Raw genomic sequence first — 15,366 nt, 5'->3', positions numbered from 1 at the left:
GTCAGAAGCTGGTCTTCGGGAACAGCACCAGATACATCTGGCTCATCAGGACATTGGTCAACAGCAGCAGCAGGATGGATTGCACCACCGCGGCATTCACCGAATTCGCCACTCCGGCCGGACCGCCTCGGGTGTCCAGACCCTTGTAGCTGGAGATGATCGCGACGATGACGCCGAACACCACCGCCTTGAGCAGTGTCAGGACCAGGTCCTCGACGCTCGCGAACGAGGAGAACGTCGCGGTGTAGCTGCCCGGGGTGCCGCCTTGCAGCATCACGGTGAACGCGTATCCGGCCAGAAAACCGATGAAGCAGGTGAATCCGGTCAGGGCGACGGAGATCAGGACGCTGGCCACCAGCCGCGGAACCACCAGCCGCCGGATCACCGACACCCCCATGACCTCCATGGCGTCGGTCTCTTCCCGGATCGCACGGGAGCCCAGGTCCGCGCCGGTCGCCGACCCCACCGCGGCCGCCATCAGCACGGCCGCCACCAGCGGTGCGCCCTGCCGGATGACGGCCAGGCCGTTGGCGGCACCGGCCAGCGACGTCGCTCCGAGTTGTCCCGCCAGCAAGCTGAATTGGATGGCCAGCGTGACACTCAGCGGTACGGCGACGAACATCGTCGGCACGATCGCGGTACGCGCCATGAAGGTGGCCTGCTCGACGAACTCGGTGAACGGGAAACGTCCTCGGGCGATATCGATGCACAGGTATTGCGTCGCCCGCACCGCCAGCACGCATTGGCCGCCCACGGTGCGCAGTGCGGTAACGGGATGCCGGCTGAGGTAGCCCTTCGACCACCGTCCGATGGCCCGGCTTGCCGGGTTCATGCGGTTCGGCGCGCCATCGATTTCCGGAGCCTGCACCGTCATGTGCCGCCCGTCAGTCCCGATCGAAGATCAGGGAGAGCCGTTTGAATCCCCGCAGCATGAAGCTGGGCTCGTAGGTGAAGTCGTTGTCCTCGGCGAACCTGACCGCGCTGAAGCGGCGGGCCAATTCCCGGAAGGCGATGCTCGCCTCGAGCCGGACCAGCGGGGCTCCCAGGCAGGCGTGGATGCCGTGGCCCAACGCCAGGTGGGTCCTGGCGTTGTCGCGTTCGGGGTTGAACTCGTCGGCTCGGTCGAACCAGGCGTCGTCGCGGTTGGCCGACGCGAAGGCCAACACCACCAGTGCACCGGCCGGGATGGTGTAGCCGCCGAGTGTGGTCTCGGCCTTGGCGATCCGGAACATGCTCTGCACCGGTGTGGCGTACCGCAGTGCCTCCTCGGTGAACGCCTCGACGCGCTCGGTGGGGTTCTCCCGCAACCAGTCCCACCACTTGGGTGACTGGGCCGCCATGTGCAGCGTGCTGGTCAGCAGCTTGGTGGTGGTCTCGTTGCCGGCGATCAGCAGTTGTTGAATGATGCTCAGGCAGGCGGCGGTGCTCAACGGTTCGTCGCCGTCGGCGGCGTCGGGGGCGTTGACGAGTCCGGTGATCAGATCGCCGCGGGGGTTGGCCCGCCGATCGTCGAGTTCGGCGGCGAAGTAGCGCTGGAACTCCAGCAGGCTGCGTGCTTGTTCGAGGCGGCCGACATCGTCGAGTTCGGCGCCGACGGTGGCGGCGAACTGATCTGACCACCGTTTGAAGTCGCCGATCCGGTCGTCGGGAACGTTGAGGATGTGCGCGATGATCCGCAGCGGCAACGGTGCGGCGAACGCCGGGATGAAGTCGACGGGTTCTCCGGCGGGCAGCGCGTCGGCGACCTCGGTGGCGATCTGACGGATCGCCGGTTCCTGCTGGGCGATCAGACGCGGCGTGAACGCTCTGGCCACCATCCGCCGGTAGTAGTGATGTTCCGGCGGGTCGGCGGTGAGCAGGGTCGGTACCGGCGGCCAGCCTTCCGCTTCGATCTCGGCGACCTGCGCGGCCACCGATTCCGGTGCCGGAAGCTGCGGCACGCCGAAGTTCGACGAGAACACCTCGTGATTCGTCAGCGCCTCGGCGACCAGCTCGCGCGAGGTGACGAACCACATGCCCCGGCTGGCCACGAAGTGCACCGGTGCCTCGTTCCGCAGCGACTCGTACCACGGGTAGGGGCACTGCAACGTCTGCGGTTCGAGGGGGTCGAAGTCGCTCACGGGGCAACGAGCCGCCGCTGTCGACTCGGTAGATGTCTCGTTCAACGCCGCCTCCATGGCTGGTTGCTGGATCCGGGTCGCAGCCCGACAATCATTAATTGGTTCACCAATATAATAGTGAGCTACGTCATAAGCAACACTGCGGTCCGGGCGGAGCCGGCGCGCCGGGTGACGATTCCGGCGGGTGGCACAGGGGCGGCAAAGATCGGGCCGACGGGGGCCGACCCCGCTGCTCGACACCCGCGAAGCGTCGACTCGGGGCTCCGGCGGCGACGGGGGTGCGGTCGGTGCACAGCTGGCCGGCCCGCGGGCGCGGGGGACAGGCGGTGCACGGTCATTCATGGCCGCCCCTTCGCAAAAGACACCTGATGACTTGGTGTATATATACCAGGTCCGACGACCTCTTGACAGGGCGAACTAGAGATTGTTTCTATTTCTCTGGGACTTCGGACGGAGGTGCTCGGGTGGGCTCCATCGAGATGGCACAGCGGCACTTTCACCTGTTCAGCGACCCGTGGTTGGACTTCAACGTGATTCGCTACCTCGGCTATGCCTCTCAGGGTGGCGCGACCGTCGGCGAGGTGCTGGCAATCCTGTCCGGGGTGGACGACGGCGACGTGGAAAGTTGGCACCGGTCCTGGGCGTCGTTCGCGGACCGGCTCGTGGAGCAGGCCGATCGGCTCGCCGCCGACGAGGCCTCGGTGATCGATGCGCGCCGCGCCTACCTGCGTGCCGCCAACTACTACCACGCCTCCGATCAGTTTCTGAACGGCTTCGACGAGCGCCGGCCCGAGCTGTACGGCAAACTTCGCGCCGCGTTCGGGCGGGTCTGCGAACTGGCCACGCCGCCGGGTCAGCAGCTGACCTACGACTGCGACGGTGTGCGGATGCCGATGTACTTTCTGCCCGGATCGGCGACACCGCAACGCTATCCGACCGTCATCATGGTGGGCGGTGCCGATGTGGTGTGCGAGGAGAACTTCTTCTACGGGGGAGGATCCCTGCTGGAACGTGGTTACAACGTGGCGCTGGTCGAGCTGCCCGGACAGGTCGGCTCGCTCGCGATGAACGCCGTCTCCAAATACCGGGCGGACGCGGAGGTTCCCTTCGCGGCAATGCTCGACGCGCTGACGGCGGTCCCCGGTGTCGACCCCGACAACCTCTGGTGCGTCTGCTTCTCGGCGGGCGGATACTTCGGGCCGCGGGCCGCCGCGCACGATCACCGGGTGCGCGGGTGGGTGTTCGACGCGTCGCTGCACGAGCTGGTCGAACTGCCCCGCTCGGTCGCCGGCGTCGGCGCGATGCTGGACGGCGGTGCCGGCGCAGCCGAGGTCGACCAGCACATCGAGCAGTTGCGCCACCTGCCCGCGATCGACTTCTCGTTCCACTGGTGGGGCCGCCGCGGCGGCAACTACACCGCGCCCGTGCAGCGCTACAGCCAGATCCTGGAAGACCTGAAGGAATTCACGGTCACGCCGGCGATGATCCGCAACATCGAAGGCCCGGTCCTGCTGGTCTGCGGCACCGCCGAGCCGCCGGCCTGGCAGGAGCTGACGCGGAAGCTGTTCGAACAACTGACAGTGCCGGACAAGCAATTGATCGAACTGGGCCCCGAAACCGGAGCCGACGCCCACACGTCGGTGTCGGCACTGCCCGTCGTCGAATCAGTCATCCTGCCCTGGCTGTACCGCCACGCCGGGCCGGGCGCGCGCCCGCAACCCGGGCCCGGGCGGCCGTGATATGCGGTTGATCGACTACCTGGATCGCGGCGCGCTCATCGCGCCGGAACGGACCTGCCTCGACGACGGTGATCTGCGCCTGACCTATCGGGAAGTGGTGCGGCACTCGCAGCGCATCGCGGCCTGGCTCGGCAGCCACGACATCGGTATCGGCGACCGCGTTGCAGTGCTGGGACCGAATTCGACGCAGGCGTTCCTGGCGGTGCTCGGGTTGTTGCGCAGTGGTGCGACGTGGATTCCGGCCAACTCCCGTGCGACCGTCACCGAACTTGCTGAGCAGTTGACCATCGGCGATTGCGCGGCGCTGTTCTTCGACCCGAGCCTGCAGGATGTCGCCGAGCAGCTGGGGCAGGCGGTCCCGACGTTGCGCTGGCTGGTCCCATCCGACGCGGTGCCCGACGGCACCGGATCGCTGCCGGATCTTCCCGAAGATCCCGACGGCGAAGCGATTCTGGGGTTCACCGGTGGAACAACCGGTCGGCCCAAGGCGGTGGTGATCAGTGCCCGCAACGTCGAGGCGATGACGACGGCACTGCTGGCCCATGTCGACATCGGCGAGCCACCGGTCTACCTGGCGGCCGCGCCCCTCACCCATGCCGCAGGCGTCTTGTGCTTTCCGGTACTGGCATGCGGAGGCACGATCGTGATCCACCGCGCGGTGAGCGCGCCGGCGATTCTGGAGGCCATCGAACGGCAGCGGGTGAGCTTTCTGTTCCTGCCGCCCACGGCGATCTACATGCTGCTGGGGGACCCGACGGTGCGCGACCGCGACTACTCGGCGCTGCGCGCCTTCGTCTATGCGGCCGCACCGATGGCCCCCGAAAAGCTCCGCCTGGCGATCGAAGTCTTCGGGCCGCGGATGGTGCAGATGTACGGCCAGTCCGAAGCTCCGATGATCTGTACGGTGCTGACCGCCGCCGACCACGTCGAGGCTCTCCGGGACGCACCGCATCGGCTGGAGTCCTGTGGCCGCCCGTCGATCGTCGCCCGGATGGCGGTGATGGATGACCAGGGAGAGTTGTTGCCGCCCGGGGAGATCGGCGAGCTGGTGATACGCGGGACTTTGGTGATGCGCGGTTACCTCGGTGATCCGGAGCCGTCCGTACGTGAGCATGGTTGGCATCACACCGGTGACATCGGTCGTTTCGACGACGACGGCTTTGTCTACATCGTGGATAGAAAGAAGGACATGATCATCACCGGCGGATTCAACGTGTACTCCGCCGAGGTGGAGGCCGTCGTGCTGGCGCATCCGGCGGTGGCGCAGTGCGCGGTGGTCGGGGTGCCCGATGCGCATTGGGGTGAGGCGGTGACGGCGGTGGTCGAGTTGGCGCCGGGTCGGCAGGTCAGTGCCGAGGAGTTGATCGCACACTGCAAAGGCGCCCTCAACGGCGTGAAGTGCCCCAAGCGGGTCGAGATCTGGCCGGAACTACCCCGGAGCCCCGTCGGCAAGGTCCTCAAAAGACAAGTCCGCGAGACCTTCTGGGGCGGCGCGACGCGCCGGGTGTGATCACGCACGTATGGCGTCGGCCAGCAACCGCAGGGTCGGCTCGTCTCGGACGCCGCCAATGAGCAGCGTGGTGATCGGGGAATCGCGCCACAGCGACATCCGCTCCTTGATCCGCTGGATGGGTCCGAGCAGCGATGTGTTGTCCGCCAACTCATCCGGCACCGCATTCACGGCCTCGGCTCGGCGGCCGGCCAGGAACAACTCCTGAACCCGTTGGGCCTCTTCGGCGTACCCGAGACGGCCGATCAGATCGAGGTGAAAGTTGCGTTCTCTGGCCCCCATCCCCCCGATGTACAGGGCGAGAGGGAGCTTGGCGATTTGCAGGGCAAGCGCCATGTCGTCGGTGACGACCGTGGTCACCGGCGCCGCGATCTCGAATCCGGGGCGCCGGCCGGCGATCGCTTCTCCGTAGATCGATTCGACCATGGCGGGGTCGAGGAAGAACGGCACCCAGCCGTCGGCGATCTCGGCAGCCAGCGCCACGTTCTTCGGGCCCTCGGCACCGATGTACACCGGGATCTGCGCGCGCAGCGGATGCACGATTGATTTGAGCGGCTTGCCCAGGCCCGTGCCACCCGGGAAGGGCAGTGGATAGTGCGGCCCCGTGCTGGTGACCGGCGCCTCACGTGCCCATACCTGTCGCATGATGTCGACGTATTCCCGGGTGCGGGCCAATGGCCGGCCGAACGGCTGCCCGCACCAGCCCTCCACCACCTGCGGGCCGGACACGCCGACGCCGAGCAGCAGTCGACCGCCGGACAGGGCGTCCAACGTCAGGGCATGCATCGCGGTGGCGGTCGGTGTGCGAGCGGACAGCTGGGACACCGCGGTGCCCAGCTTGATCCGCGACGTGCGGGCGCCGTACCAGGTCAGCGGCGTCCAGGCATCCGACCCGTATGTCTCGGCGGTGAAGACTGCGTGGTAGCCGAGTCGCTCGGCCGCCAGCACGGTGTCGGTGAGGTCCTCGGCGTGCTTCTGCCAATAACCCAGTGTCAGACCGATCTTCAGGTCGTCGGTCATTCGGTCACCTCATATCCTGCGGGTCGGGCGAATCCGGCGATCAACATGTTGCTCGGGGTCAGGCGCAACGCCATGTTGCGCAGCCGGGACGAAACCGGCCCGTTCATCGCGGCCAGCCGGCCGATGGCGTCGGCTTCGTCGAGCACCGCACCCACCCGAGCGCGCCGCTCCTCGGAGTAGCGGCGCAAGCCGTCCTCCGGTGTCGGCGCCGCCGCCAGCCGGAGGGCGAGAACTGCCGCATCCTCGACGGCCAGGCAGGCCCCCTGCGCGACATGGGGAGCCATTCCGTGCGCCGCATCGCCCAACAGTGCCACGCGTCCCGCGGTCCACGACGGCAGACGCGGGACCGCGTAGACGTCGCCGCGCACAATGGCCTGCTCGGGGGTCGACTCGATGAGGCGTCCCAAAGGTTTTGCCCAGTGACCGAATTCGGCCAGCAGGTCACGGTGGATGCTGCCGTGGCGATCCGGGGCCCCGGCGGGCTGGAAACGTGCGCCGAACCAGTACACCTTTCCGCGGCCCATCGGACTCCAGCCGGCGCGGCTGCCCCGTCCGAATGCCACGAACGAGGTGGCCGGAACGTCGTCGGCCGAGACCATCCCGCGCCAGACGGTCTGGCCGTCATAGCGGGGCGCCATGGCTGGGAACAGCGCGCCGCGCACCACCGAGTGAATGCCGTCGGCGCCGATCAACACATCGGCTGTAACGGTCTCACCGTCGGCGAACCGGGCGGCGACGTGATCGCCGCCGTCCTCGACGGCGACCAGCTCCTTGCCGAGATGCAGGCCGGCGGTGCCGAACCGATCGAGCAGCGTGTCCGACACCAGATGGCGGTGCAGACAGATGGTCGGCAATCCATAACGTTGCACGAGTTGATCCAGCGAGACCCTGGCCAGCGTGCGGCCCGCCGCGGTGCGGAACTCGGAGTAGTCAAATGTTCCGGCCTCGGCCAGAACGCGGTCGAGCATGCCATAGCGGCGGAAGATCTTCAGGGCGTTGGCCCACAGTGTCAGGCCGGCACCAACCGGCTGCGGCTGCGGATAACGTTCGTACACCTCGACATCAAACCCCGCTTCGCGCAAGGTGATCCCGGCGAACAGTCCGCCGATGCCCGCGCCGACAACGATGATCTTCACGCCCGGTCCTAGTAGAGAATGCGTTCGACGGCGAACCAACTCGGAGCGCTGGTGCGATCGGCGAACGTGTCCTGGCTCTCCCGGATGGCCTTGGCCGCGGCCGCACCCTGATCCGTCGACAGCGCGCGCACCAGGTCATCCCGGAGCCAGAGGTATTCGTCGAGGCCGTCGAACGCCTCAGGAATGGTGCCGCGCACGGTCTTGGAAAGGTGGGCGATCGTCGGGTCATAGACGTTGGTGTTCTGGACATAGCGGGCAAGACCCAGATCGGCGGCCCGGGAGGCGACCAGGTTGGCGTGATCCTCCCGGTGCGCGGTGTGCGCGGCGTCGCGGCCGATGTCGTCGCGGGCGTACCAGCCGGAGTAGAACTTCACGTACGGACCGCCCGGCAATGCGACGGTACGGCCGGGGCCACACTCGACGATCACCCGTTCCTCGGCGAACCACGACGGCGACTGGGTGAGATCGGTCATGTGTTTCTCGTCGACACCCAGTTTCCGCATGGCCTGTTGCGCAGCGGGCGAGGCCAAAGTCTCCGCTGCGGTGTCGGCGACGAGCCAGTGCACCCCCACTTGGTCGTAGCCACGCGGTTCCTCGGCGCCCTCGCCCCAGAGCTCATCGTGCAGCAGATAGTCCTCGACGGTGTAGGCGTGTTCCTTGTGCTGCAGATCGAGTGCGCGGCGCACGCTCAGTGACAGCGGCAGGTGCTGCTCATCCCAGTACTGGTGCATTTCGCGTCGGCTCACGTGCGGCATCGGCCGGCACGCGGTGATGAACTTGACCTGATTCACCCCAATCCTCCTTCGATGGTGTCGACCACGTCGGTGAGAAACCGCGCGGCCGGTACCCCGTCGGTGACGCGATGGTCGACCGACAGGCTGAGCCACAGCCGATTCCGCCTGTCCAGCGCGCCCACGGCCAGGATCGCCGCCTGCGGCGGAATCACCAGGGCGTGGAACCGGCGAATCCGGTGGGCGCCGAGATTGGAGATGGTGAAGGTGGCCGAATAGAGCTCGGCCGGACGCAGTGTGCCGGCCCGTGCGGTGTCGACGAGCCGCCGGCGCTCCTTGCGAATGCCGGCGATTGTCAGCTGGTCTGCGTCACGAACAGCCGGTGCGACGATGCCGTCGTCGACGGCGATCGCCACTCCGATGTTGATCTCCGGGTGTTCCTCGATGCTGTCACCGAATGACGCGTTCAGGCGGCGGTGCCGGGTGAGTGCCTGTGCGGCCGCGGCGATCACGACGTCCTCAACGCTGATATCACCGGCGTGTTGGCGGGCGGCGGAGGCGTCGGCGCGCGCCTCCAGGGTGAACTGCGGTATGGCGGCGCTGGCCGTCATGGTTGCCGCTACCGCACGCCGCATCGGCGACAGGCTCATAGGTAGCTCAACTCCTGGCGTAACGCGCGGGTGTAGCCGGCGACGAGCAGGTGTTGGGCCACCGGGGTGTGATCGAGGGTGAAGTCGCGCATCCGCTGCCACACCGGGTTCGGGGAATGGTAGATCCGCCCGAGCATGCGGGCGAACGCCGCGGTGCGCGCGGTGCGTGCTTCGCGCTGCCGCTCAAAGGCATTCAACGCGGACCGCACTTGTTCGGGGTCGGACAGCCTACGGTTGCCGAGGTGGCGTGCCAGGTAGTAGCCGTCTTCGATGGCCATGCCGGCGCCGTAGGCGGCGTACGGCGAAGTCGGGTGGGCCGCATCGCCTATCACGGTCACCCTTCCGCGAGACCAGGATCGCAGCCGGGGGCGGTCGACGATTTCGCGCCGCAGTATCTGGTCGGGATCGGTGGCCTCCAGCAGGTCGGGCAATGGGCTGACCCACCCGGTGACCTTCTCCTGGAGATGACGTTTGGCGTCGCCGACAAATGGCACGCCTTGCGGCCACGGCTCCAGCATCCACCACTGCCAAGCCGGTTGGCCGCGGTGCAGAATCGGCGTCCAACTGGCCTGGGTGTCACGGTTGTGGCAGATGCGCCCGATGGCTCGATCCGGCCCCTCCAGCCGGCAGTAGCCCTGCCAGCACACGAAGCCGTGGTAGGTCAGCTCGCTTGTGCCATGAAGATGGCGGCGCACGATCGAATTGATACCGTCGGCGCCGACGAGCAGGTCCGCCTCGGCGCCGGTGCCGTCGGCGAACTGCAGCCGCACCGAGGAGTCGTTCTGGTCGAACCCGACCAACTCCCGCTCGACGCGCAGCAGCCCGGCAGGCAGCGCGGCGCGCATGCGCTCATACAGATCAGGCCGTAGCAGTCCGAAGAACGTTGCACCGAAATCTTTTTCGAGTTCTGGAAGTGCCGGGAACTCACACCGGAGCCGCCCGTCGTATCTGCTGAAGCCGAGTCGGGCCGGCGCACCGAGACCGTCGATGTCCACGCCGAGGTTGCGGAGTACCAGCAGCGGCGGAGAGGTCAGGCTCAAGCCCGAACCGACCGCGGCGACGTCGGCGTGACGTTCGTACAGCGCCACCTCGAATCCGGCTTGGTGCAGGGCCAGCGCGGCGCTCATGCCGCCGGGACCGGCACCGACGACCGCGACTCGATTCATCTGCCCGCCTCAAGATTAGAGGAAGTTTCTAATATGGTCGAAGACTAAGGTGCGCATGCCGAGCCGTCAATGTCTATTGCGGTCTCAGTTGTGGGTTCAGCTGCGGAGCTGAAGCAGCTGCTGGGCCACCCCGACGAGTTCGTCGACCAGCCGGGCCTCGTCGACATCGGTGATGCCGAGCGGACCGAACAGCATGCGCTGGTCGAGCAGACCGACCGTGAGCGCGAAACCGAGGTCGATCGCCCGGTCGGGGTCCGATGCGCCGATGCGGTCGCGATGCGGCGCCAGCAATTCCGCGTAGCGGGAGGCGACCAGGTGGAATATCTCCTGACGGCGGGAGCGGAACTCCGGATCGACGCAGGCCTGTGCGGCAGTGGCTCGATAGACCGGACCCATCTCGCGGTAGGTGGCGAGGATGGCGCGCACCGTGGTTTCGATGACGTGCTCCGCACTCGCGCCCACAAACCGTTCCGGCGCCGTCACATCTTCGAGCGCGGCGCGGGCGCGGTCCTCGGTTCGCTCGCGCAGCATGCGCAGCACCGCGTACTTGTCGTCGAAGCGAGCGTAGAAGGAGCCGACCGCCCGGCCGGATCGCTCGATGATCTCCATGACACCGATTTCATGGAACAGCTTGTCCTGGAGCAGTTCTTCGGTGGCATCGAGAATTCGATTGAGCGTCTCCTGGCTGCGGGCCTGTTGCGCACGCCGAATCGGCGCGGGCTTCACCGCCGCCCGAGTTGAGGCCTTGGCTGCCATCGCGCGCTCCTTCGTGGCCCCGGTCCGCCGTGTTGCCGATGCCAGTATGACGGCGCACCCCGCGACGAAAGGGAACCGATCTCCGGTTCCGCTGTGCGAGTCGCCTCCCTACTGGTATACAGATACCAAGTCATCTGGTGTCTTTTGGAGGAGTGTTCGTGGACGACCTGATCATCACCGTGACCTGTGACTCGAGCATGTCGTATCCGGGGTACCCCCATATGCCGCCCATCGAGGACGTCGATGCGGTGGGCCGGCAGTACGTCGATGCGGTCAACGCCGGTGCCAGCATCTGCCACCACCACGGGGTGCACTATCTGGAGAAAGAGATGGGTCCCGACGGCAAGAAGCTCTCGACCGTCGACCACGACGGCTGGCAGCGACTCACCGACAAGATCCGATCAGGTGGCAGCGACCCGATCATCCAGTACGGAATCGCCAGCGCCAGGCTTCCCGAGAAGATCGCCCTGATGCGGCAGAAACCCGACATGATGTCGTACGCCTTCAACGTCCACGACGAATACTTCCGGCCCGACCCGAAGTTTCCGGCTAACGAGATGTACTCCCTTCATCCCCGAGACGAACTCGAGGAGGCCAGCCGCGCCGCCGCCGAGCACGGCGTGAAGCTGGAGATCGAGTGCTTCTACACCGGAGCGTTCTGGAATCTGGAGTTCATCAGGCGAATGCAGCTCCTGCAGGATCCGGTGTGGGCCACCTTGTTCCTGGGCTGGCCCGGGGGAGCCTGGACGCCGCCGACACCGAAATCGTTGGTCTACCTCGTCGATCACCTCCCGCCCGGCGTCAACTGGAATGTCTCGATCATGGACCCCTCGACCCAGTGGCGGTTGGCGGCAATGGCGATCGGGATGGGCGGGCATGTGCGCGTGGGCTGGGAGGACAACCCCTATCTGCCCAATGGCGAACGCTCCACCAGCAACGCTCAACTCGTCGAGGTGATCGTGAAGATGGCCGAGACAATCGGTCGCCCGGTCGCCGGAGTCGAAGCGGCCCGCCGGATCGTGTTCGGCGACACGGCCCGATGAAACTCGTTCGCGTCGGCGAGCCGGGCGCCGAGAAACCGGCGGTTGCAGTGTCAGAGGAGCACTACGTCGACGTCTCCGACCGCATCACCGATTACGATTCCGCGTTCTTCGCCTCCGACGGACACCGAGAACTGGGCGCACTGGTGCGTCAGCGTATCGACAGCGGCGCAGTAGAACCCCTGGCCGGACGCCGGCTCGGGCCACCGATTGCCCGACCGCATCAAATCCTCTGCATCGGAATGAATTATGCGGAGCATGCGCTGGAGTCCGGTGCTGCGGTCGCGGCGGAACCGGTCATCTTCAACAAGGCGCCGAACTGCATCAGCGGCCCCCACGACGACATCATCAGACCGCGGGGCTCAGAAAAGCTCGACTACGAAGTCGAGCTGGGTGTGGTGATCGGTACCCGCGCCCGGTACCTGTCCGACGATGAGGCTGCGGCTGCGGCCATCGGCGGCTACCTGGCGGTCAACGACGTCAGCGAACGTGCGTTCCAACTGGAGCGGTGCGGCCAATGGGTCAAGGGGAAATCCTGCGAGAGCTTCAATCCGTGCGGTCCCTACCTCGTCACGCCCGACGAGATCGGTGACCCGCAGGACCTGCAGCTGTGGCTGACGGTCAACGGCGAGAAACGACAGGCCTCCTCGACCCGGCACATGGTGTTCGGCGTGGTCGAGATCATCCGCTATCTGTCCCACTTCATGGTGCTGGAACCGGGTGACCTCATCAACACCGGCACACCGTCGGGTGTCGCCCTCGGTTGCGAGGAACGCGGCTACCTGCGCGACGGCGATGTCGTCGAACTCGGTATCACCGGCCTGGGAACGCAGCGCAACCAAGTTGTCGAACGGAAGGAGTGACCGGTGCGGGTGGAAGTGCGTCTGCCGCAGTGGGGCATGGGAATGACCGAGGGCGAGGTGATCGAATGGCTCAAGAACGTCGGGGATTCGGTCACCGAGGGTGAGGGCTTGGTGGAGATCGAGACCGCCAAGGTCAACGAAACACTCGAGTCGCCGGTCGCCGGCACCCTGGTGGAGATACTTGCCGAACCGGGCGACGTCGTCGAGGTGCGTGCGGTACTGGCCGTCATCGACACAACGCCGTCCTGAGCAGTCGACATGGCAGAGACCTTCGGCATCTATGAACAGCAACTCGATTGGGTCGCGGTGTCAACGCTGTTCGGCTTCGACGGGGCCGTGCCGGCGTCGATCGGCAACCTGGGCAAGTATCTCGGCCGGCCCGGCGACGACCGCGGTCCGTGGTTCTATCTCGTCAAACATCCACCGCATACCCGGGTTCCGCGCCACACGCACAGCAGCGGCGTGTGCCACTTCCTGCTCGACGGATCCTGGCTTGTCGGGGACGAGGAACCGCAGCTGTTCCTCCCCGGCTACTTCCACTACGAGGAGCCCGGCGCCTACTGGGGTCCGATGCGATCCGGCAGCGAGGGCTCCCGATTCATCGCGGTCTACGGTGACCGGCCGGACTTCATCCCGGCGCAAGGAAAGGGCCTGCGATGACGGCAACAACCGGCCAACTGGCGGAGATGTACCGCCGGATGCTGCGCATTCGGCTGTTCGAGGAAACGGTCCAGCAGATGGCGGCGCGCGGCGAGCTGCCCGGCTCGATCCACCTCAGCATCGGGCAGGAGGCCCAGATCGTCGGAGCCTGCATGGCGCTGAACGACCATGACTACATCACCGGAAACCACCGCTCCCACGGTCACCCGATCGGAAAGAACGCTTCGCTGCGCGGGCTGATGGCTGAAATATTGGGCCGCTCCACCGGGGTGTGCCGCGGCAAGGGCGGGTCGATGCACCTGGCCGACTTCAGCGTCGGCTCGCTGGGCGAAAGCGCGATCATCGCCGGCGGGGTGCCGGTCGCGACCGGCGCTGCCCTGTCGGCGAAATTGACCGGCAACGGCCGGATCTCGCTGGCCTTCTTCGGTGACGGCGGCGCCAACCAAGGGGTGCTCTACGAAAGCATGAACATGGCTGCCGTGTGGCGGCTGCCGGTCATCTTCCTGTGCGAGAACAACCAGTACGCGTCGTTGACACCGCTGGGTGAGGTCACCGGGCACACCCGGATCGCAGACCGCGCCCACGGCTTCGGCCTGCCCGGGGTACGGGTCGAGGACGGCCAGGATGTCGAAGCGGTTTTTGAGGCGGTGGCGACCGCTGCGGAACGCGCGCGCGCCGGAACCGGCCCCACCCTGGTCGAAGTGCTGACCTACCGATACCGGGATCACTCCGAGGGGTTGCGGTTTCGCGACGCGTACGCCGGGGCCAGGCGTGACGATCAGGAGATCGCCGCATGGCAGGCGCGTGACCCGATCAACCTTGCCGCGCAACGCCTGCGCGGCCGCGGTGTTGCCGACGAGGAGATCGCGGCCATCGACGCCGAAGTTCGCGGTGCCATCGATGACTGTGTGGACTTCGCCCAGAACAGCCCGCTGCCCGAGGCGGCAGCGGCCTTCGACGACCTCTACACCGACCGCACCGTCACCGCACCGGCAGGAGTGTGCTGATGGCCCGGGTCAACTACCTCGCCGCGATCGCCGCGGCACAGCGTGAGGCGCTGCGGGAAGACGACCGGGTGATCCTGATGGGGGAGGACGTCCGGGCGAACCTGTACGGCACCGCGCCGGGCTTCGTCGACGAGTTCGGGTTGGACAGGGTGCTCAACCTGCCGATCTCCGAGGCCGGGTTCACCGGTGTGGCCATCGGGGCCGCCATGACCGGACTGCGGCCGATCGTCGACTTCAGCTATGCGACCTTCATGTATCTGGCGATGGACCAGCTGGTGAACCAGGCGGCCAAGAACCGCTACATGTTCGGTGGGCAGGCCAGCATTCCCGTGGTCTTCCGTGCCAGCATGTGGTACGGAGCCGCGTCGGCGGCCCATCATTCGGACCGGCCCTACGGAATGTTCATGGGTGTACCGGGACTCACCGTCACCGTCCCGTCGAGTCCGTACGAAGCCAAGGGACTGCTGCGGGCGGCGGTGGCCTGCAACGACCCGGTGCTGGTGTTCGAGGACGCCACGCTGTGGTCACGCAAGGAGGAGATCCCCGACGAGCCCTATTCGATCCCGCTCGGGGTGGCCAACGTGGTGCAGGCCGGCGACGACCTCACCCTGGTGGCGATAGCCGGCGCCGTCCATCTGGCGAAGGCTGCGGCGAAAGAGTTGTCCGCGCGGGATATCTCGGTGGAACTGATCGATCCGCGCACCTTGGCTCCACTGGACACCGACACCATTGTGCAGTCGGTCCGCAAGACCGGGCGCCTGTTGGTGGTCGATCCGGCCACCCGTACCTGTGGTGCCGCCGCGGAGATCTCTTCTCAGGTCGCGGAGCGCCTGCACGGCGAGTTGCGCTCGCCGATCCGTCGACTGACCGCACCGGACGTCCACGCGCCGTTCAGTCCCGCGATGGAGAAACCGCTGTACCCCACCACTGAGAAGATCATGGCTGCGGCTCGGGAAATGCTCTGAGCC

At 66.7% G+C, this 15,366-nt stretch carries 16 protein-coding genes; 8 read left to right on the top strand and 8 right to left on the bottom strand.

All coding sequences use genetic code 11. The features are described from left to right. Position 1 precedes the first annotated feature (1 nt). Together AWC16_RS01625 and AWC16_RS01620 are read right to left on the bottom strand one after the other, a co-directional pair. Positions 2-874: an MlaE family ABC transporter permease gene (locus AWC16_RS01625; protein WP_085263077.1), complete on the bottom strand. Its 873-nt coding sequence runs from the start codon at positions 872-874 to the stop codon at positions 2-4. Positions 875-884: 10 nt separating this feature from the next. Next, positions 885-2,120, bottom strand: a complete 1,236-nt coding sequence (locus tag AWC16_RS01620; protein ID WP_165759147.1) for a cytochrome P450 — start codon at positions 2,118-2,120, stop codon at positions 885-887. 464 nt (positions 2,121-2,584) lie between these two features. Here AWC16_RS01620 and AWC16_RS01615 point away from each other — a divergent pair, with 464 nt between their 5' ends. Together AWC16_RS01615 and AWC16_RS01610 are read left to right on the top strand one after the other, a co-directional pair. Continuing rightward, the gene (locus tag AWC16_RS01615; protein WP_085263075.1) at positions 2,585-3,859 is read left to right on the top strand and encodes an alpha/beta hydrolase family protein; all 1,275 of its coding nucleotides are present in this window, start codon (positions 2,585-2,587) and stop codon (positions 3,857-3,859) included. A gap of 1 nt (position 3,860) precedes the next feature. Beyond that, a complete protein-coding gene (locus tag AWC16_RS01610; RefSeq protein ID WP_085263074.1) occupies positions 3,861-5,369 on the top strand; it encodes an AMP-binding protein in 1,509 nt (502 codons plus the stop codon). Here the strand turns inward: AWC16_RS01610 and AWC16_RS01605 are convergent, their stop codons facing one another. The 6 genes from AWC16_RS01605 to AWC16_RS01580 all read right to left on the bottom strand — a co-directional run bounded on the left by AWC16_RS01605 (position 5,370) and on the right by AWC16_RS01580 (position 10,828). After that, the gene (locus AWC16_RS01605; protein ID WP_085263073.1) at positions 5,370-6,389 is read right to left on the bottom strand and encodes an LLM class F420-dependent oxidoreductase; all 1,020 of its coding nucleotides are present in this window, start codon (positions 6,387-6,389) and stop codon (positions 5,370-5,372) included. Next, on the bottom strand, positions 6,386-7,525 hold the full coding sequence (locus AWC16_RS01600; protein ID WP_165759146.1) for an FAD-dependent monooxygenase: 1,140 nt from the start codon (positions 7,523-7,525) through the stop codon (positions 6,386-6,388). Before AWC16_RS01600 ends, AWC16_RS01605 begins: the two co-directional genes overlap by 4 nt. Positions 7,526-7,533: 8 nt before the next feature. After that, positions 7,534-8,316 carry a hypothetical protein gene (locus AWC16_RS01595; RefSeq protein WP_085263071.1) on the bottom strand — a complete coding sequence of 261 codons (783 nt, stop codon included), beginning with the start codon at positions 8,314-8,316 and terminating at the stop codon, positions 7,534-7,536. Further along, the gene (locus AWC16_RS01590; protein WP_085263070.1) at positions 8,313-8,906 is read right to left on the bottom strand and encodes a 2-oxo acid dehydrogenase subunit E2; all 594 of its coding nucleotides are present in this window, start codon (positions 8,904-8,906) and stop codon (positions 8,313-8,315) included. The genes AWC16_RS01595 and AWC16_RS01590 overlap by 4 nt, the downstream gene beginning before the upstream one ends. After that, entirely contained in the window at positions 8,903-10,072 is a 1,170-nt protein-coding gene (locus AWC16_RS01585) for an FAD-dependent oxidoreductase (RefSeq protein WP_085263069.1), read from the bottom strand. The genes AWC16_RS01590 and AWC16_RS01585 overlap by 4 nt, the downstream gene beginning before the upstream one ends. A gap of 96 nt (positions 10,073-10,168) precedes the next feature. After that, a complete protein-coding gene (locus AWC16_RS01580) occupies positions 10,169-10,828 on the bottom strand; it encodes a TetR/AcrR family transcriptional regulator (RefSeq protein ID WP_085263068.1) in 660 nt (219 codons plus the stop codon). 158 nt (positions 10,829-10,986) lie between these two features. On the opposite strand from AWC16_RS01580, the gene AWC16_RS01575 reads away from it, so the two are divergent. Genes AWC16_RS01575 through AWC16_RS01550 form a run of 6 tightly spaced genes read left to right on the top strand, consistent with a single transcriptional unit; the run spans position 10,987 to position 15,363 of the window. Then, positions 10,987-11,871: a beta-keto acid cleavage family enzyme gene (locus tag AWC16_RS01575; protein WP_133055900.1), complete on the top strand. Its 885-nt coding sequence runs from the start codon at positions 10,987-10,989 to the stop codon at positions 11,869-11,871. After that, on the top strand, positions 11,868-12,731 hold the full coding sequence (locus AWC16_RS01570) for a fumarylacetoacetate hydrolase family protein (RefSeq protein WP_085263066.1): 864 nt from the start codon (positions 11,868-11,870) through the stop codon (positions 12,729-12,731). Before AWC16_RS01575 ends, AWC16_RS01570 begins: the two co-directional genes overlap by 4 nt. 3 nt (positions 12,732-12,734) lie before the next feature. Then, a complete protein-coding gene (locus AWC16_RS01565) occupies positions 12,735-12,980 on the top strand; it encodes a biotin/lipoyl-containing protein (RefSeq protein WP_085263065.1) in 246 nt (81 codons plus the stop codon). Positions 12,981-12,989: 9 nt separating this feature from the next. Next, the gene (locus AWC16_RS01560; protein WP_085263064.1) at positions 12,990-13,391 is read left to right on the top strand and encodes a cupin domain-containing protein; all 402 of its coding nucleotides are present in this window, start codon (positions 12,990-12,992) and stop codon (positions 13,389-13,391) included. Continuing rightward, the gene (locus AWC16_RS01555; RefSeq protein ID WP_207572228.1) at positions 13,388-14,398 is read left to right on the top strand and encodes a thiamine pyrophosphate-dependent dehydrogenase E1 component subunit alpha; all 1,011 of its coding nucleotides are present in this window, start codon (positions 13,388-13,390) and stop codon (positions 14,396-14,398) included. Before AWC16_RS01560 ends, AWC16_RS01555 begins: the two co-directional genes overlap by 4 nt. Then, a complete protein-coding gene (locus AWC16_RS01550) occupies positions 14,398-15,363 on the top strand; it encodes an alpha-ketoacid dehydrogenase subunit beta (protein WP_085263267.1) in 966 nt (321 codons plus the stop codon). The genes AWC16_RS01555 and AWC16_RS01550 overlap by 1 nt, the downstream gene beginning before the upstream one ends. Positions 15,364-15,366: the final 3 nt, after the last annotated feature.

Source organism: Mycolicibacter longobardus (genome assembly GCF_002102265.1).
GTDB classification, from domain to species: Bacteria; Actinomycetota; Actinomycetes; order Mycobacteriales; family Mycobacteriaceae; genus Mycobacterium; species Mycobacterium longobardum.
This window is presented reverse-complemented; position numbering and strand designations above follow the sequence as displayed.